Here is a 22,347-nt window from a genome sequence, read left to right on the forward strand (position 1 = left end):
AACCGCCCCGACTATAACGGAAAGTGTTTTACTTCAGTTAGGTAGCAATGCAAGGCGAGAGCTGTGTTCGAGTGAGTTGCTACTTCAACATCGCTCACCTACGTTTGAACACAGCAGGGCTGGTTGTATTTGGCTGGAGTAAAAAATTTGTACACCAAAGAAGTGGTCGGTTACGCCATGAATAAGCGCATGATAGCTAATTTGGTGTGTAAGGCCTTAATGATGGTGATTAGTAACAAACGTGCTTATCGTACATTCAGATAGAGCAGTCAATACTGTAACGATAATTATCGTAAAATAATCCAAAAACATGGCTTCATAGGCTCAATGTCACGTCGTGGCAACCCTCTACAGGCATAGCCTTCCACCATGCACTCGGTTATGTGTCCTCAGACACTTACTTATCCTCTCTCATATGATAAAGCGCCAATAGAAAGCTTCCGCCAAGACAGGTATGGTTCGATTATTACTGTCAGGCAGCGTGATTATAATCTCCCAAGGTTAGGTGTACGGATTTGACAACATACATTATCCAAGAAATATGAAATCATGCGTTGATTACTCAACATTAGGCTAGTATTATAGAGTTAAAAATTTAAGCACTAGTAAGTGAGGGTTTTTTGAACTTTTTATTCAGCGTTTTATTACCAGTTAATAAGAATTAAAGTGGTTGAAAGATAAGTGTATATAATTGATTAAAATGCTCCATCTATTTTTAAATCGTATAACTGAACGAGAAATATAGTTTGTAATATATTTCTGGTGGTAAGCCAAAAATTAGTACTATTATCTTCTATTTTGATCCATACTTAGAGGTATGTTTTGACGGAGATGATACAGATTGCTGTCATAGTAAGGTCATTAAGCAAGATGGAGTATAAACTTTCGCTTTATACGATTGTGGTTATGATAAGTCATCGTATTCTCTGATCCTCTGATCCTCTGATCCTCTGATCCTCTGATCCTCTGATCCTCTGATCCTCTGATCCTCTGATCCTCTAATTCTCAATCATTCAATTATTATTCTCTAAATAAACGCATTCAAAATAAGCTTATCAAAAAATGGTTTAAGCCATTAAATTACCTTAAGACCATCCTCTCATTCTTTTTTTTCAATGAATCAAAGTCTTTAACTTAAGACAGGAACTGTTAGTCATGACCTTCAATAAAATACTTTCATCAATAGCAATACTAGCCCTTAGTGCTATGGCAATGGAAGCACATGCTGTAAGTATTATAAATAACACAAACAATAAAGCAGTTGGTCATGTAAGATGGCAACTGCAATCGGGAGCAAACGCAGAAACCTTAATAAAAACCCCGATACCTGATGACAGTGTGAGTGTTTTTTTTGTTAGACCCTTTGATGACGATTCAGAACAGACCAGTGCCAATATCGCTATCAATGATCGCTTTCAAGTCAGTTTGCAACCAGGAAGCTATACCCAAGTTTACTCTTGCGCTGGTATCAATCGTCTAAGTGCGCAAGTTACTGGGCTAAAAAATAATGATCTGTTAGCAAATAGTATTGAGTTCAATCTTGCTGCTAATAACAATTATTTTTTCTACGTTGATGTTGATAATGAAGGTAACTCGACCATTCAAGAGATTGAAAATAACAAAGCATTAGATTATTTGAATGATAAAAAGTATCAAGCGCATCAAATCACTCGAGTTGTCCCTAATTGCCCTTCGGTTGAACCCACCCCACCTGCAAAACCTAAGCCTGCTCCAGTTTTAGAAAAAGAAGTCAGTATTGAGCTGGAAGTCTTATTTGATAACGATAAGGCCATTGTTAAGCCACAATTTTATAATGAGGTTGAGCAGCTTGCAGACTTTATGAATAAGTACACCAATACTACAGCAACCATTGAAGGCCATACCGACAGTAATGCCAGTGATGCTTATAACCAAAAACTGTCTGAGCGCCGTGCCAACGCAATTAAATACTTATTAATCAGCAACTATGACATCTCACCGGATAGATTAACTACTATTGGTTATGGCGAACAACGACCAAGAGCAACTAATAAAACAGCAGAAGGACGTCAGTTAAATCGACGCACGATAGCGGTTATTAAAGAGCGCGTCCATATTGATCAAAACGGCAATCAAATACTAGACAAATAGATAATTCTCTGTGTCGATAATATAAATACATACATAAAGAAATTAGGTATACAGCATGAAAACAGTGATCGTAAAAGTACATAACAATAAAGAAACCATACAAGAAATAGCGGCAGTTACTAAAGATGGACAGCCGGATGTTATTAAGGCCATTCAAAATGTCAATTATGAATTCTTTGATGAATCTATAGGACGTGCTCCCAACCATGTTATTACCAGACGTGTCAATAATGACCTACATGTCTCATTTGAACGTGAAGGTAAAGAGACAGACTTAATTATTGAAGGCTTTTATAAGACGACCAAAAAGCAAGATGAAGCCAATCAGATAGATGAAGATGCTGATAATAGTCAGGCATTGATCGGTATTGCTGAGGATGGTAATTATTATCACTATATCCCCGATACGGGTGAAGTATATGACTATGTAACCCAGTTAGAAGTCGGTGCTGCTGAAGGTCAGGCCTTGGGCGGTGAAGAATTGTTGGTACCTTTGTGGATCACAGCGCCTGCTGGATTTCCATGGTGGCTAGGTCTTGGACTGGTACCATTTTTAATTAATGACGATGATGATGATTATACGCCGCCAGTTGTTCAAGACAGTGCACCTATTGCCAATGATGACGTAATAACCGCCCCTGTAGGTAAGATAGTTGTTGACGTATTGGGTAACGATACAGATCCAGACGGCGATCTTGATCCAAGTAGTGTACAACTAATCGACCCTGCCACAGGCAAAGCAACAGACCAACCAATTAACGTACTAGGTGAGGGTACATGGACCGTTAATGGTGAAGGTAAAGTAACCTTTACTCCAGAAGAAGGGTTTAGTAAAGATCCAACGCCGATTGATTACGTTATATCAGATAAAGCAGGTAATACATCGGACCCTGCGACTATTACAGTGGATTATCAGCAGATTCCTTCTGTCGTCATTCCGCCAAATCAACCAACCAACCCAGCTCCTGTAGATCCTAATAATCCAAACAGTCCTGTCGACGAGGGCAATCCTGCTACATCAGAAAACCCAAAAGGTACAGGCGATAAAACAGTTTATGAGGGTGATGGCCCAGTAGAGGGTAGCTTTAAGGTTACTAAAGATCCAGCAGTGACGGTTACTAATATTAGCGTTGCTGGTACAGACATTTCAGTTGATGCTAATGGTAATATTCCGGAGACCACAATCACCACAGGTAAGGGTGAGCTTGTTATTACAGGCTACAACGCAAAAACTGGTGAGGTTACGTACACTTACGATCCAGAAGTACAGAATCACACCACAGATGCGCCTGTTATAGACAGTATAAAGATTGTCGTTACTGATAGTAAAGGTAAGACAGGTACAGACACACTAGATGTAGCAATTACTGATAACACGCCAAAAGCTAATGATGATAGCAACTCAGTTAAAGAAGACGATGCTAACAATACTGCGATAGGCACAATATTAACCAATGACAGCTTCGGTGAAGATGGCCAAGGCACCCCTGCGGTTACGCCAATTGCTGATAAAGCGCTTGAATACGGCACAATCACCATCAATAAAGATGGCAGTTACACCTATACGCTAGATAACACTAATGATGCGGTTAATAAGCTTAATGATGATGACACGCTAACAGACAGTATTGAATACACCATTACTGATGCAGATGGCGATACGACCACAGCGACGCTTAAGATTACTATTAACGGTCGTATGGATGAGTTACCAGCCGTTAGCATTGTTGCTACAAATCCTGAAGCATTAGAGGTTGCTGATAGCAAAGTAAAGGGTGACAACAAGCTGTTGTTCACCATCGAGCAGGACAAACATAGCAACTTTGCTACCACAGTGAAGGTCAAGCTTGATCCAAAAGATATTGACGTAGCTGATATCGAAGACACGATTGTCATTACCGTCACTAATGCAGATGGCAGCATCATACTAACTGAAATAACCTATGATCAGGCCACAGCAGGTTTTGACGTAGTTATTCCAGCGGGTGCGACTGTGATGCCTACCATTACTTTGACTGCTAAAGACGATGGCATCTATGAAGTCGCAGAAAGGCTAGACATGGTTATTGTCAGTGCTGATAAAGCAACTGTTAATGCAGCCAAAGATACTGCCATAGGCACTATCTTTGATGAGAACAAAAACCCAACGGATCCAAGTAATCCACATGACGGTGATAAGCCAGCATTTAACGTTAGTGATGCGACAGCAATTGAAGGTGAAGACTTAGTCTTTGACATCAGCTTAGATAAAGCAGTTGGCAGCGACACCACACTCAGCTTAACGCCAAACTTTGATGGTGATACCAACACAGCAGAAGCTGGAGATATCACCCCACCACTGGTTGTGACATACATAGATGATGCAGGCGCTGAACAAACCATCGCAGCAAATCCAGATGGTAGTTATACCGTACTCGCGGGCGTAACAGCGCTTAAAGCGACGGTTGCGACAATACCAGATGACATCTATGAAGTCAGCGAGACATTCACTTTAGAGGGAACACTCACAGGTGACAATGGTCTTAACTTAGCGGACACAGGTGCAGGGGTGATCACGGATGAGTCTGATAACCCGACTGATCCAAATGATGGCAGTAATACAGAAGGTGATAAGCCAGTACTTAACCTAGTAGCCACTGATAAAGAAGCAGTTGAAGGTAAAGCGAATGATTCAATCGTCTTTGAAGTGACCCTAGAGGGTGCCACTGAACTTGACACTAAAGGTACCGTAACCCTAAACCTAGGAGCGATTGAAGCAGAAGACATACAATCGATTACCTTCACAGACGGTGACGGCACCGTTAAGCAAATCACAGTAGACGACGCCTTAGCCGGTGTTGAAGTCACGATACCCGCAGGCTCTAGCATCGTACCGACGTTTACCATCGTACCGCTAGATGACACCATCTACGAGAAGTCAGAAGAATTTAGCATGACGCTATCTGACGTGGTTAATGCCAAATTAGGCACAGATACCGACACTGCGGCGATACTAGACGAAGACCAGTCAAACAATGACGACAACCCGAACAACCCTGACGACCCAAGCGATGCCACCGACGGCGACAAACCCGTGGTTAGCATTGCCGCGACCGTTGCTGAGGCCGTCGAGGGCGAAGAGACCGCCCTTGAATATGTGGTCAGTCAAAACAACCTAAGCGAACTAGACAGCAGCGTCGACGTTAAGTTTGGTGCGGATAATGACATTGACCCAACAGACATCAAACAAGTGGTTTACACCGATGAGACAGGCACAGAAGTAACTCTAACAGATCCTGCCGCCATTGAAGCGTTCTTCACGGACGGAGTAACCGTCTTGATTCCAGCGGGCAGCAAAGAAGCGCCAGCGATCAAGCTGACCCCAGCAGACGACAGTGTCTATGAGCAATCAGAAGACGCCATCTTAGAGATCAGCAACCCAACCAATGCCGCCATTGGTACCCCAAGTGCCACCGGTGTAATCAAAGACGAAGCGGATGCAGACGGCAACCCAGAACAGGGCGACAAGCCTAAAGTGAACATTAAAGCGACCGTTGCCGAGGCCGTCGAGGGCGAAGGTACAGCGCTTGAATTTGAGGTCAGTCAAACCAACCCAAGCAATGACGACACCACCGTTAATGTAAAACTAGGCAACAACAGCAGCATTGAGCCAGAAGACATCGACAAAATTGAATACACCGATGTAGACGGTAAAGCGGTCGTCCTTGAGACTCCTGCCGACATCGCTGACTTCTTAGAGAACGGCGTAAGCGTGCTTATCCCAGCAGGGTCAACAACCGCCCCTGTGATCAAGCTCACACCAAAAGACGACGACATCTATGAGCAAGCAGAAGACGTGGTTCTAGAGATCAGCAACCCAGTCGGTGCTGACTTAGGCGAGAGCACAGAAGCCACCGGCGTGATCAAAGACGAAGCCGATGCAGACGGTAACCCCACCGAGGGCGACAAACCCACCCTTAATTTAGCGGCCAGCGACAAACAAGCCGTTGAAGGCGCTGTTGATGACGCCATCGTCTTTGAAGTGACCCTAGAGGGTGCCACTGAACTTGACACTAAAGGTACCGTAACCCTAAACCTAGGAGCGATTGAAGCAGAAGACATACAATCGATTACCTTCACAGACGGTGACGGCACCGTTAAGCAAATCACAGTAGACGACGCCTTAGCCGGTGTTGAAGTCACGATACCCGCAGGCTCTAGCATCGTACCGACGTTTACCATCGTACCGCTAGATGACACCATCTACGAGAAGTCAGAAGAATTTAGCATGACGCTATCTGACGTGGTTAATGCCAAATTAGGCACAGATACCGACACTGCGGCGATACTAGACGAAGACCAGTCAAACAATGACGACAACCCGAACAACCCTGACGACCCAAGCGATGCCACCGACGGCGACAAACCCGTGGTTAGCATTGCCGCGACCGTTGCCGAGGCCGTCGAGGGCGAAGAGACCGCCCTTGAATATGTGGTTAGTCAAAACAACCTAAGCGAACTAGATAGCAGCGTCGACGTTACGTTTGGTGCGGATAATGACATTGACCCAACAGACGTTAAGCAAATTGAATACACCGACGTTAACGGTAACCTTGTTGTCTTAACAGATCCTGCCGCCATTGAAGCGTTCTTCACGGACGGAGTAACCGTCTTGATTCCAGCGGGCAGCAAAGAAGCGCCAGCGATCAAGCTGACCCCAGCAGACGACAGTGTGTATGAGCAATCAGAAGACGCCATCTTAGAGATCAGCAACCCAACCAATGCCGCCATTGGTACCCCAAGTACCACCGGTGTAATCAAAGACGAAGCGGATGCAGACGGCAACCCAGAACAGGGCGACAAGCCTAAAGTGAACATTAACGCGACCGTTGCTGAGGCCGTCGAGGGCGAAGGTACAGCGCTTGAATTTGAGGTCAGTCAAACCAACCCAAGCAATGACGACACCACCGTTAATGTAAAACTAAGCAATAACAGCAGCATTGAGCCAGAAGACATCGACAAAATTGAATACACCGATGTAGACGGTAAAGCGGTCGTCCTTGAGACTCCTGCCGACATCGCTGACTTCTTAGAGAACGGCGTAAGCGTGCTTATCCCAGCAGGGTCAACAACCGCCCCTGTGATCAAGCTCACACCAAAAGACGACGACATCTATGAGCAAGCAGAAGACGTGGTTCTAGAGATCAGCAACCCAGTCGGTGCTGACTTAGGCGAGAGCACAGAAGCCACCGGCGTGATCAAAGACGAAGCCGATGCAGACGGTAACCCCACCGAGGGCGACAAATCCACCCTTAATTTAGCGGCCAGCGACAAACAAGCCGTTGAAGGCGCTGTTGATGACGCCATCGTCTTTGAAGTGACCCTAGAGGGTGCCACTGAACTTGACACTAAAGGTACCGTAACCCTAAACCTAGGAGCGATTGAAGCAGAAGACATACAATCGATTACCTTCACAGACGGTGACGGCACCGTTAAGCAAATCACAGTAGACGACGCCTTAGCCGGTGTTGAAGTCACGATACCCGCAGGCTCTAGCATCGTACCGACGTTTACCATCGTACCGCTAGATGACACCATCTACGAGAAGTCAGAAGAATTTAGCATGACGCTATCTGACGTGGTTAATGCCAAATTAGGCACAGATACCGACACTGCGGCGATACTAGACGAAGACCAGTCAAACAATGACGACAACCCGAACAACCCTGACGACCCAAGCGATGCCACCGACGGCGACAAACCCGTGGTTAGCATTGCCGCGACCGTTGCTGAGGCCGTCGAGGGCGAAGAGACCGCCCTTGAATATGTGGTCAGTCAAAACAACCTAAGCGAACTGGACAGCAGCGTCGACGTTAAGTTTGGTGCGGATAATGACATTGACCCAACAGACGTTAAGCAAATTGAATACACCGACGTTAACGGTAACCTTGTTGTCTTAACAGAAGCGGCCGACATTGAAGCGTTCTTCACGGACGGAGTAACCGTCTTGATTCCAGCGGGCAGCAAAGAAGCGCCAGCGATCAAGCTGACCCCAGCAGACGACAGTGTGTATGAGCAATCAGAAGACGCCATCTTAGAGATCAGCAACCCAACCAATGCCGCCATTGGTACCCCAAGTGCCACCGGTGTGATCAAAGACGAAGCCGATGCAGACGGCAACCTAGAACAGGGCGACAAGCCTAAAGTGAACATTAACGCGACCGTTGCCGAAGCCGTCGAGGGCGAAGGTACAGCGCTTGAATTTGAAGTGAGTCAAACCAACCCAAGCAATGACGACACCACCGTTAATGTAAAACTAGGCAACAACAGCAGCATTGAGCCAGAAGACATCGACAAGATTGAATACACCGATGTAGACGGTAAAGCGGTCGTGCTTGAGACAGCAGAAGAGATTGCTAACTTCTTAGAGAACGGCGTAAGCGTGCTTATCCCAGCAGGGTCAACAACCGCCCCTGTAATCAAGCTCACACCAAAAGACGACGACATCTATGAGCAAGCAGAAGACGTGGTTCTAGAGATCAGCAACCCAGTCGGTGCTGACTTAGGCGAGAGTACAGAAGCCACCGGCGTGATCAAAGACGAAGCCGATGCAGACGGTAACCCCACCGAGGGCGACAAACCCACCCTTAATTTAGCGGCCAGCGACAAACAAGCCGTTGAAGGCGCTGTGGATGACGCCATCGTCTTTGAAGTGACCCTAGAGGGTGCCACTGAACTTGACACTAAAGGCACCGTAACCCTAAACCTAGGAGCGATTGAAGCAGAAGACATACAATCGATTACCTTCACAGACGGTGATGGCACCGTTAAGCAAATCACAGTAGACGACGCTTTAGCCGGTGTTGAAGTCACGATACCCGCAGGCTCTAGCATCGTACCGACGTTTACCATCGTACCGCTAGATGACACCATCTACGAGAAGTCAGAAGAATTTAGCATGACGCTATCTGACGTGGTTAATGCCAAATTAGGCACAGATACCGATATCGCAGCGATACTAGACGAAGACCAGTCAAACAATGACGACAACCCGAACAACCCTGACGACCCAAGCGATGCCACCGACGGCGACAAACCCGTGGTTAGCATTGCCGCGACCGTTGCCGAGGCCATCGAGGGCGAAGAGACCGCCCTTGAATATGTGGTCAGTCAAAACAACCTAAGCGAACTGGACAGCAGCGTCGACGTTAAGTTTGGTGCGGATAATGACATTGACCCAACAGACATCAAACAAGTGGTTTACACCGATGAGACAGGCACAGAAGTAACTCTAACAGATCCTGCCGCCATTGAAGCGTTCTTCACGGACGGAGTAACCGTCTTGATTCCAGCGGGCAGCAAAGAAGCGCCAGCGATCAAGCTGACCCCAGCAGACGACAGTGTGTATGAGCAATCAGAAGACGCCATCTTAGAGATCAGCAACCCAACCAATGCCGCCATTGGCACCCCAAGTGCCACCGGTGTGATCAAAGACGAAGCGGATGCAGACGGCAACCCAGAACAGGGCGACAAGCCTAAAGTGAACATTAACGCGACCGTTGCCGAAGCCGTCGAGGGCGAAGGTACAGCGCTTGAATTTGAAGTGAGTCAAACCAACCCAAGCAATGACGACACCACCGTTAATGTAAAACTAGGCAACAACAGCAGCATTGAGCCAGAAGACATCGACAAGATTGAATACACCGATGTAGACGGTAAAGCGGTCGTGCTTGAGACAGCAGAAGAGATTGCTAACTTCTTAGAGAACGGCGTAAGCGTGCTTATCCCAGCAGGGTCAACAACCGCCCCTGTAATCAAGCTCACACCAAAAGACGACGACATCTATGAGCAAGCAGAAGACGTGGTTCTAGAGATCAGCAACCCAGTCGGTGCTGACTTAGGCGAGAGTACAGAAGCCACTGGCGTGATCAAAGACGAAGCCGATGCAGACGGTAACCCCACCGAGGGCGACAAACCCACCCTTAATTTAGCGGCCAGCGACAAACAAGCCGTTGAAGGCGCTGTGGATGACGCCATCGTCTTTGAAGTGACCCTAGAGGGTGCCACTGAACTTGACACTAAAGGCACCGTAACCCTAAACCTAGGAGCGATTGAAGCAGAAGACATACAATCGATTACCTTCACAGACGGTGATGGCACCGTTAAGCAAATCACAGTAGACGACGCTTTAGCCGGTGTTGAAGTCACGATACCCGCAGGCTCTAGCATCGTACCGACGTTTACCATCGTACCGCTAGATGACACCATCTACGAGAAGTCAGAAGAATTTAGCATGACGCTATCTGACGTGGTTAATGCCAAATTAGGCACAGATACCGACACTGCGGCGATACTAGACGAAGACCAGTCAAACAATGACGACAACCCGAACAACCCTGACGACCCAAGCGATGCCACCGACGGCGACAAACCCGTGGTTAGCATTGCCGCGACCGTTGCCGAGGCCGTCGAGGGCGAAGAGACCGCCCTTGAATATGTGGTTAGTCAAAACAACCTAAGCGAACTAGATAGCAGCGTCGACGTTACGTTTGGTGCGGATAATGACATTGACCCAACAGACGTTAAGCAAATTGAATACACCGACGTTAACGGTAACCTTGTTGTCTTAACAGATCCTGCCGCCATTGAAGCGTTCTTCACGGACGGAGTAACCGTCTTGATTCCAGCGGGCAGCAAAGAAGCGCCAGCGATCAAGCTGACCCCAGCAGACGACAGTGTGTATGAGCAATCAGAAGACGCCATCTTAGAGATCAGCAACCCAACCAATGCCGCCATTGGTACCCCAAGTACCACCGGTGTAATCAAAGACGAAGCGGATGCAGACGGCAACCCAGAACAGGGCGACAAGCCTAAAGTGAACATTAACGCGACCGTTGCTGAGGCCGTCGAGGGCGAAGGTACAGCGCTTGAATTTGAGGTCAGTCAAACCAACCCAAGCAATGACGACACCACCGTTAATGTAAAACTAAGCAATAACAGCAGCATTGAGCCAGAAGACATCGACAAAATTGAATACACCGATGTAGACGGTAAAGCGGTCGTCCTTGAGACTCCTGCCGACATCGCTGACTTCTTAGAGAACGGCGTAAGCGTGCTTATCCCAGCAGGGTCAACAACCGCCCCTGTGATCAAGCTCACACCAAAAGACGACGACATCTATGAGCAAGCAGAAGACGTGGTTCTAGAGATCAGCAACCCAGTCGGTGCTGACTTAGGCGAGAGCACAGAAGCCACCGGCGTGATCAAAGACGAAGCCGATGCAGACGGTAACCCCACCGAGGGCGACAAATCCACCCTTAATTTAGCGGCCAGCGACAAACAAGCCGTTGAAGGCGCTGTTGATGACGCCATCGTCTTTGAAGTGACCCTAGAGGGTGCCACTGAACTTGACACTAAAGGTACCGTAACCCTAAACCTAGGAGCGATTGAAGCAGAAGACATACAATCGATTACCTTCACAGACGGTGACGGCACCGTTAAGCAAATCACAGTAGACGACGCCTTAGCCGGTGTTGAAGTCACGATACCCGCAGGCTCTAGCATCGTACCGACGTTTACCATCGTACCGCTAGATGACACCATCTACGAGAAGTCAGAAGAATTTAGCATGACGCTATCTGACGTGGTTAATGCCAAATTAGGCACAGATACCGACACTGCGGCGATACTAGACGAAGACCAGTCAAACAATGACGACAACCCGAACAACCCTGACGACCCAAGCGATGCCACCGACGGCGACAAACCCGTGGTTAGCATTGCCGCGACCGTTGCTGAGGCCGTCGAGGGCGAAGAGACCGCCCTTGAATATGTGGTCAGTCAAAACAACCTAAGCGAACTGGACAGCAGCGTCGACGTTAAGTTTGGTGCGGATAATGACATTGACCCAACAGACGTTAAGCAAATTGAATACACCGACGTTAACGGTAACCTTGTTGTCTTAACAGAAGCGGCCGACATTGAAGCGTTCTTCACGGACGGAGTAACCGTCTTGATTCCAGCGGGCAGCAAAGAAGCGCCAGCGATCAAGCTGACCCCAGCAGACGACAGTGTGTATGAGCAATCAGAAGACGCCATCTTAGAGATCAGCAACCCAACCAATGCCGCCATTGGTACCCCAAGTGCCACCGGTGTGATCAAAGACGAAGCCGATGCAGACGGCAACCTAGAACAGGGCGACAAGCCTAAAGTGAACATTAACGCGACCGTTGCCGAAGCCGTCGAGGGCGAAGGTACAGCGCTTGAATTTGAAGTGAGTCAAACCAACCCAAGCAATGACGACACCACCGTTAATGTAAAACTAGGCAACAACAGCAGCATTGAGCCAGAAGACATCGACAAGATTGAATACACCGATGTAGACGGTAAAGCGGTCGTGCTTGAGACAGCAGAAGAGATTGCTAACTTCTTAGAGAACGGCGTAAGCGTGCTTATCCCAGCAGGGTCAACAACCGCCCCTGTAATCAAGCTCACACCAAAAGACGACGACATCTATGAGCAAGCAGAAGACGTGGTTCTAGAGATCAGCAACCCAGTCGGTGCTGACTTAGGCGAGAGTACAGAAGCCACCGGCGTGATCAAAGACGAAGCCGATGCAGACGGTAACCCCACCGAGGGCGACAAACCAGTGGTTAGTATTGAAGCCACTGATGCACAAGCTGTTGAAGGTATTGATAACATATTAGTATTTACAGTATCGCAAGATAAGCTTAGTGAACTTGACACTACTGTCAATGTTAAACTTGGCACTGGAAGTACCATTGAACCTGAAGATATTGCCTCAATCAGCTATACCAAAGCAGATGGTACTCAAGTGACATTGGGCGACCAAGCAGCTATTGCAAACTTCTTGACCAATGGCGATAGTGTATTAATCGCAGCGGGAGAAACATCAGCCCCAGCCATTACAGTAACGGTAGATGACGACAGTGTTTACGAAGTATCAGAAGACATGGTACTTGAGATCAGCAATCCAACCAATGCTAAGTTAGGTACTCCGACCGCAAAAGGTGTGATACTAGACGAAGACCAGTCAAACAATGACGACAACCCGAACAACCCTGACGACCCAAGCGATGCCACCGACGGCGACAAACCCGTGGTTAGCATTGCCGCGACCGTTGCCGAGGCCATCGAGGGCGAAGAGACTGCCCTTGAATATGTGGTCAGTCAAAACAACCTAAGCGAACTAGACAGCAGCGTCGACGTTAAGTTTGGTGCGGATAATGACATTGACCCAACAGACATCAAACAAGTGGTTTACACCGATGAGACAGGCACAGAAGTAACTCTAACGGATCCTGCCGACATTGAAGCGTTCTTCACGGACGGAGTAACCGTCTTGATTCCAGCGGGCAGCAAAGAAGCGCCAGCGATCAAGCTGACCCCAGCAGACGACAGTGTCTATGAGCAATCAGAAGACGCCATCTTAGAGATCAGCAACCCAACCAATGCCGCCATTGGTACCCCAAGTGCCACCGGTGTGATCAAAGACGAAGCAGATGCAGACGGCAACCCAGAACAGGGCGACAAGCCTAAAGTGAACATTAACGCGACCGTTGCCGAAGCCGTCGAGGGCGAAGGTACAGCGCTTGAATTTGAAGTCAGTCAAACCAACCCAAGCAATGACGACACCACCGTTAATGTAAAACTAGGCAACAACAGCAGCATTGAGCCAGAAGACATCGACAAGATTGAATACACCGATGTAGACGGTAATGCGGTCGTCCTTGAGACTCCTGACGACATCGCTGACTTCTTAGAGAACGGCGTAAGCGTGCTTATCCCAGCAGGGTCAACAACCGCCCCTGTGATCAAGCTCACACCAAAAGACGACGACATCTATGAGCAAGCAGAAGACGTGGTTCTAGAGATCAGCAACCCAGACGGTGCTGACTTAGGCGAGAGTACAGAAGCCACTGGCGTGATCAAAGACGAAGCCGATGCAGACGGTAACCCCACCGAGGGCGACAAACCCACCCTTAATTTAGCGGCCAGCGACAAACAAGCCGTTGAAGGCGCTGTGGATGACGCCATCGTCTTTGAAGTGACCCTAGAGGGTGCCACTGAACTTGACACTAAAGGCACCGTAACCCTAAACCTAGGAGCGATTGAAGCAGAAGACATACAATCGATTACCTTCACAGACGGTGATGGCACCGTTAAGCAAATCACAGTAGACGACGCTTTAGCCGGTGTTGAAGTCACGATACCCGCAGGCTCTAGCATCGTACCGACGTTTACCATCGTACCGCTAGATGACACCATCTACGAGAAGTCAGAAGAATTTAGCATGACGCTATCTGACGTGGTTAATGCCAAATTAGGCACAGATACCGACACTGCGGCGATACTAGACGAAGACCAGTCAAACAATGACGACAACCCGAACAACCCTGACGACCCAAGCGATGCCACCGACGGCGACAAACCCGTGGTTAGCATTGCCGCGACCGTTGCCGAGGCCGTCGAGGGCGAAGAGACCGCCCTTGAATATGTGGTTAGTCAAAACAACCTAAGCGAACTAGATAGCAGCGTCGACGTTACGTTTGGTGCGGATAATGACATTGACCCAACAGACGTTAAGCAAATTGAATACACCGACGTTAACGGTAACCTTGTTGTCTTAACAGATCCTGCCGCCATTGAAGCGTTCTTCACGGACGGAGTAACCGTCTTGATTCCAGCGGGCAGCAAAGAAGCGCCAGCGATCAAGCTGACCCCAGCAGACGACAGTGTGTATGAGCAATCAGAAGACGCCATCTTAGAGATCAGCAACCCAACCAATGCCGCCATTGGTACCCCAAGTACCACCGGTGTAATCAAAGACGAAGCGGATGCAGACGGCAACCCAGAACAGGGCGACAAGCCTAAAGTGAACATTAACGCGACCGTTGCTGAGGCCGTCGAGGGCGAAGGTACAGCGCTTGAATTTGAGGTCAGTCAAACCAACCCAAGCAATGACGACACCACCGTTAATGTAAAACTAAGCAATAACAGCAGCATTGAGCCAGAAGACATCGACAAAATTGAATACACCGATGTAGACGGTAAAGCGGTCGTCCTTGAGACTCCTGCCGACATCGCTGACTTCTTAGAGAACGGCGTAAGCGTGCTTATCCCAGCAGGGTCAACAACCGCCCCTGTAATCAAGCTCACACCAAAAGACGACGACATCTATGAGCAAGCAGAAGACGTGGTTCTAGAGATCAGCAACCCAGTCGGTGCTGACTTAGGCGAGAGTACAGAAGCCACTGGCGTGATCAAAGACGAAGCCGATGCAGACGGTAACCCCACCGAGGGCGACAAACCCACCCTTAATTTAGCGGCCAGCGACAAACAAGCCGTTGAAGGCGCTGTGGATGACGCCATCGTCTTTGAAGTGACCCTAGAGGGTGCCACTGAACTTGACACTAAAGGCACCGTAACCCTAAACCTAGGAGCGATTGAAGCAGAAGACATACAATCGATTACCTTCACAGACGGTGATGGCACCGTTAAGCAAATCACAGTAGACGACGCTTTAGCCGGTGTTGAAGTCACGATACCCGCAGGCTCTAGCATCGTACCGACGTTTACCATCGTACCGCTAGATGACACCATCTACGAGAAGTCAGAAGAATTTAGCATGACGCTATCTGACGTGGTTAATGCCAAATTAGGCACAGATACCGATATCGCAGCGATACTAGACGAAGACCAGTCAAACAATGACGACAACCCGAACAACCCTGACGACCCAAGCGATGCCACCGACGGCGACAAACCCGTGGTTAGCATTGCCGCGACCGTTGCCGAGGCCATCGAGGGCGAAGAGACCGCCCTTGAATATGTGGTCAGTCAAAACAACCTAAGCGAACTGGACAGCAGCGTCGACGTTAAGTTTGGTGCGGATAATGACATTGACCCCTCTGACATCAAACAAGTGGTTTACACCGATGAGACAGGCACAGAAGTAACTCTAACAGATCCTGCCGCCATTGAAGCGTTCTTCACGGACGGAGTAACCGTCTTGATTCCAGCGGGCAGCAAAGAAGCGCCAGCGATCAAGCTGACCCCAGCAGACGACAGTGTGTATGAGCAATCAGAAGACGCCATCTTAGAGATCAGCAACCCAACCAATGCCGCCATTGGCACCCCAAGTGCCACCGGTGTGATCAAAGACGAAGCGGATGCAGACGGCAACCCAGAACAGGGCGACAAGCCTAAAGTGAACATTAACGCGACCGTTGCCGAAGCCGTCGAGGGCGAAGGCACAGCGCTTGAATTTGAAGTCAGTCAAACCAACCCAAGCAATGACGACACCACCGTTAATGTAAAACTAGGCAACAACAGCAGCATTGAGCCAGAAGACATCGACAAGATTGAATACACCGATGTAGACGGTAAAGCGGTCGTGCTTGAGACTGCAGAAGAGATTGCTAACTTCTTAGAGAACGGCGTAAGCGTGCTTATCCCAGCAGGGTCAACAACCGCCCCTGTAATCAAGCTCACACCAAAAGACGACGACATCTATGAGCAAGCAGAAGACGTGGTTCTAGAGATCAGCAACCCAGTCGGTGCTGACTTAGGCGAGAGTACAGAAGCCACCGGCGTGATCAAAGACGAAGCCGATGCAGACGGTAACCCCACCGAGGGCGACAAACCAGTGGTTAGTATTGAAGCAACAACGCCAGTAGCTACAGAAGGAGCAGGTAATTCGTTAGTATTCGAAGTGTCTATCACTAATGGTAAAACTAGTGAAGAAGACAGTATTGTTAATGTTAAACCAAATAATGCTGATGGTGTAAGCGCTGAGGATATTGGAACGATTAGCTATACTGATGTAAGTGGTAATATTGTTAAGTTAACAGAGTTAGCTGATATTCAAGCATTTTATGATGATGGCATCAATGTTCTAATCCTCGCAGGTAACGACAAAGCACCTGAAATTGTTATAACGCCTAAAGATGATGACATTTATGAGCAATCCGAAGATCTTCAATTAGACATCAGCAAACCTGATGTAGCAACCTCCGAACAAACAGGTTATGACATCACTGTGCCAAATGATACAAGCGTTATCAAGGATGAAGCAAATAATGACGGTGAAGAGGAAGAAGGCGACAAACCAGTGGTTAGCATCACAACGACGATAGATGAAGCAACTGAGGGTGCTGATGACTCTTTGCAGTTCAAAGTGTTTATTGATAATGGCAAAACAAGTAATGAAGCCCTTATTGTAAATGTGAAGCCTGATGACCAAGACTCTATTGTAGTGGCTGATGATATCGAAAAGATAACATATACAGATAAAGATGGCGTTAACAAAGAGTTGACAGACCCTTATGATATTCAAGACTTCTTTGATAATGGTATTGAGGTATCAATAGCAGCTGGCTCTGAAGAGGCTCCTGAAATTATTATTACACCTAAAGATGACTCATTAACTGAACAGCCAGAAGCTATTAAATTAAACATTTCTAAGTCTGCCAATAGCACTGGTTATGATATCAATGTAGATAATGATACTGGTACTATTCTTGACGATGATCAGGTTAGTATTGATGTTTCAGTTGCTGAAGCTATAGAAGGTAACAAATTAACCCATACCATTAAAGTTTCGGAAAGTGATAAAGATGAAGTTTATGACTTTACGATTGTGGATGGTACTGCAACTGTCAATAAAGATTATTATGCTGCCGCTGCAAACTTAGAATTTACCGAGGGTGTATCCTACAATGCTACAACTGGTAAGATAACTGTGCCAGCAGGAGTTACTGAGTTTAAAGTTAGTTATCCAACTATTGATGATAACCTGACTGATGATGGTGAAACAACTATTGTAACTGTCTCTAAAGATTCAGTATCAGACTCTGGTACAGGTACTATTAAAGATGAGGATGGCACAGACCCAACCAATCCTAAGGATGGTGTAACTGTTGAGCTTACTGGTGCAATCAATGTTAATGAAGGTAAAGAAGCGACTTATACAGTCACTATCAGAGATGAAAATGGTCAGCCAATAGTGGCAGCTGATGACATGACAGTTGATATTACTTATACCTATAAGGCGAATGGTAATGACTTAACTGCTGATGCTAATGATGTAGTAACAACAACTACAACGGTAACCATTCCTAAAGGTAAATCATCAATTGATTTCATTGTTAGTGCAGAAGATGATTCAGTATATGAAGGTAATGAGACTTATGAAGTTTCTATTAGCAATCCTTCAGCTGGTGGATTTGAAGCTACTACAGTTGATACTAACAAAGATACTGTTAGAACAACTATTGTAGATAATGATGTGAAACCTAAACTCACAATTGATGATATTAAAGTTGAAGAGGGCAATCCAGATCCTAATGACCCAGGTGCAACAACTAAGATTACCTTTACTGTGACATTGACTGGTGAAGCACAAGACAAAGTTACAGTCGATTGGAAAACCGTTGATGGAACAGCAACAGCTGCTAATGACTATACGGCTGATCAAGATACGTTAACTTTCGAGCCTACTGATAGCGTTACTGATCCTCAAACTGGTGTGGTTACACAAACCCAGGAAGTGACTATTGAAGTGACTAGAGATAGGGTTTGGGAGGTTGCAGAAACATTCAATGTTGTTTTATCTAATGCAAGTGATAATGCCGTTATTGAGAAAGGTACAGGCATTGCTGCCATTACTAACGACGATATCACTGCTAATGATGATGCTAATATTGCCATTGAGGAAGGAGGTACTTATACACTTGTAGATGATAATGGTACTCCTGACGACATTACTGATGATACATTTACTCAGTCTGAGAAAACTGTAGATGCAGTAGGTAACGTGATTACTGGTGGAGGTATCAATGACGTTGCTGATGATAAAAATGGTCCTCCAGTTAAAGTGACTTCTATCAGAACGGGTGCTGAAGAAGGTGCTGGAACAGAAGAAACCGTTTCTGGTACAACAACCATTGCTGGTCTGTACGGTACTTTGACCATTGCTGCTGATGGATCTTATACCTATAAGATTAATAACGATCTGGAAGCAGTGCAAAAGCTAAATGAGAAATATACGGATAGTGAAGGAAATATAGTTGAAGCTACAACACTAACAGATAGCTTTAATTACACTATTGGTGATGGATCAACACTTAAAAACGGTGACTTGCTTGAAGATATTGCTAAGCTTGATGTTACAATCCAAGGTAATAATGATGCACCGCAAATACTTGAGATTACTTCAACCCGCGTATCAGAAGAAGGTTTAACGGCTTCTACATCTGCAGCCGATGGTATTAAAGATGACGTGAGCTATAATGAAGCTGATGACGTGTTTAAAGAAGCTGTTAATGGCGATCTGGTTGCTGAATTACAAGCAGTTAAGACAGCGAAAAATAACCTTGCATCTGATCCGTTTAATCAAGACTTTATAGACGCAGTTGCAACTGCAGAAGAAGCCTTGAAGATAGGAAGAGCTGCAGCTGAAGAGAAGTACAAGGAGCTTAAAGATGATCAAACAGACTCAGCGACAGATACAGGTGGCATCATTACCTTTACAGACGTTGATAACTTTGATCCAAATGACTTTACCATTGAGCCAACAGGCCCTGGTGTTACCGTACAAGGTAATCCAGTGACTTGGGAATGGGTAGCTGCAGATAGAATGCTGAAAGGCAAAGCTAATGTTGATGGTCAAGAAGTTGATGTCATGACCATCGAAGTTGCAAAGAGTTCAATAAATGCAGATGGTAACTATGAAGCACCTTATTCTGTTAGCTTGTTACATGCAATTGACCACCCTAAAAATCATGGTGAAGACGTCCTAGAGCTACAATTCAGCACAGTAGTGAGTGACGGTATAGATGGATCTATTGCTAAACCAATAAGTGTATTTGTAGAGGATGATCGGCCAACTGTTGCTGAAGGTAAGGAGACGATATTACTTGAGCCTGTCACAGCCAATGTACAAATTATTTTAGATACTTCAGGTAGTATGTCATCTAAGTCAGATGTTGTTGATGAGTTCCCTCTTTTTGAGAAATTACCAGATGGTAGTACTAAGCTAGTTGAGTTGCCAGAAGACAGTACTGCGGATGTATATACAACTGGTATTAAGATGTACGCAGCTAGTGGCGACCCTCTAATTGAAGATGGTTTAGGTGGCTATGCTCACTATAGCTTAAGAGATGATCAGTCTGTGGATTTCAATGTTGATGGAAACCTTGTTCTGACAAGTAATAATAATGATTATCCATTATATCTAGATAACGGTAAATTAAAGTCTGGTAATTATACGGATAACGGGAATGTCATGGTATACAATTATGATACTGTTAACTACGAAATAGGTGGTAGTGTTATCACAGAATCAGAAGTTGGCGTTTATCAAACTACTTATGATTCAAGTAAAATAGGTGAAACTCCTCAAGTTGTTAGAGTTTTAGATAGATTGGAAGTTACTCAGAAGGCCATGCTTGAATTGATAGATGCCTACGATTCAATCGGTAGTGCTCGTTTTCAAATTATTGATTTTGATACAACTGCTAAAGAAGTACTAGGCAGCAATTGGATTACAGCACAAGAGGCAGTTGATAACATGTTTACTTATCAATCTGGTGGGGGCACAAATTATGATGATGCCTTATATGTTGCTAAACAGCTATTTACAACAAAACCTGGGGCTATTGTGGGTGCTGATTTTCAGCGATCTTATTTCTTAACTGATGGTAAGCCTACTTTCGGTCAAACTACAAACTATGACTATGACTATGACAATGAAGGATTAGGTGGGAATATTAGAACCGGTAATGGTAGTGGGTCTGCAGATTCAGATGATATGGGTATTCAGTCTGGAGAAGAGAAAGAATGGACTGACTGGTTAAGTTTAAATAATATTACTGCATTTGCCTATGCCATGGGGGTCTCTAAAAATGTAAATGCTTCAACTCTAGATCCTATTGCTTTTGATGGCGAGTCAGGGCAAGATTTAGATGCCCAGCAAGCGGATTTCAGTAATCTAGCAAAACAATTATTGAGTTCTTTGCCTAGCCCAATCTCACCAGATAGAAGTCTGATTGACGGTGCTTCTCCAGGCTTTGTAGGTGGTTTGGGTGCAGATGATGGTGATTTTGTATCAGTAACTGTGGGTGGCGTCACATTCGAATATGATAGAGATACTAATACTGTTAAAGCAGATGAAAGCTCAAGTTTCACATATGATGCATCTCAACACTTGCTGACAGCTCCTTCTAAACTAACTGGTGGTATCTTCTATGTTCACTTTGAAGATGGTGTCAAAACAGATGGTACTGCTTATAGTAAAGGTCAATATAGCTACCAAACTGCTGGAACTATATTAGGGTATAAAGAGCCTATCTATTTCAACGTTCGTGATGAGGATGGTGATTTGGTCTCATCTGAGCAGTTGCTTGACGTTTATCGCCTAAATTCTAGCAATGACTTTATTATTACTAATCAAACTGGAACAGTTACCATTGATGCTTCAACCTTGATAGCGAATGATAATACACGTAAATCAACTAAGTTTGATGGTGCCACTGATCTCGAATTTGGAGCAGTTGGTACTATTATTGATGCCAATGCTGTTTCTGTAACTCTGGATAATTCCAAAGCTAAATTTAATTATTCACTAACTGATGGTGGATTTACTGTCAAATCAGTAGTTGATATCGAGTATCGTAATAGTACTAGTTTATATGGTGATACTAGTGATAATGTTATAGTTGGTAGCAATGATTCAGACGATTTGCTATCTGGACGTGCAGGAGATGATGTCTTGCAAGGTAACAAAGGTGCTGATTCCATGTATGGTGGATCCGGTAATGATATCTTTATTGTAGATTTGGAGGATAGATTAATTGATGGTAATGGAGGTGTTGATACCGTAAGATTTGAATCTTATGTTGGGGATGCCGACTTAACTGGATTCTTAAATCGAGTAACAACACGTGAGCTTGAGATTATAGATCTAGTTGACGATAACTCTCAGACTCTAACGGTAACGGAAGAACTAGTTCAGCGTTTAACTAAAGATGGTAATGGTGCCCTAGGGGATAAAATCTTTATTAATGCTGACAAGGGTGATACTATCAACTTACAAGGCTTTACTGAAAGTGATAGAAGCGATCAAGCAGGCTATAATATGTTTGAGGCTGGATCAGTTAAAGTTTACTTGGATATTGATAATACGGCAACGATACTATAATAATTAAGTTAAAATTA

At 45.8% G+C, this 22,347-nt stretch carries 2 protein-coding genes and 1 pseudogene; all 3 read left to right on the plus strand.

What is annotated here, in order from left to right:
* Nucleotides 1-108: 108 nt before the first annotated feature.
* A pseudogene (locus tag AC2SLO_RS07175) lies at nucleotides 109-345 on the plus strand (DDE-type integrase/transposase/recombinase); the annotation flags it as partial.
* Nucleotides 346-1,206: 861 nt separating this feature from the next.
* Nucleotides 1,207-2,130, plus strand: a complete 924-nt coding sequence (locus AC2SLO_RS07180; RefSeq protein WP_495637062.1) for an OmpA family protein — start codon at nucleotides 1,207-1,209, stop codon at nucleotides 2,128-2,130.
* Nucleotides 2,131-2,185: 55 nt separating this feature from the next.
* Nucleotides 2,186-22,330, plus strand: a complete 20,145-nt coding sequence (locus tag AC2SLO_RS07185) for a Calx-beta domain-containing protein (RefSeq protein ID WP_495637063.1) — start codon at nucleotides 2,186-2,188, stop codon at nucleotides 22,328-22,330.
* The last annotated feature ends 17 nt before the right edge of the window (nucleotides 22,331-22,347 follow it).

This window comes from Psychrobacter sp. CX14, assembly GCF_057396205.2.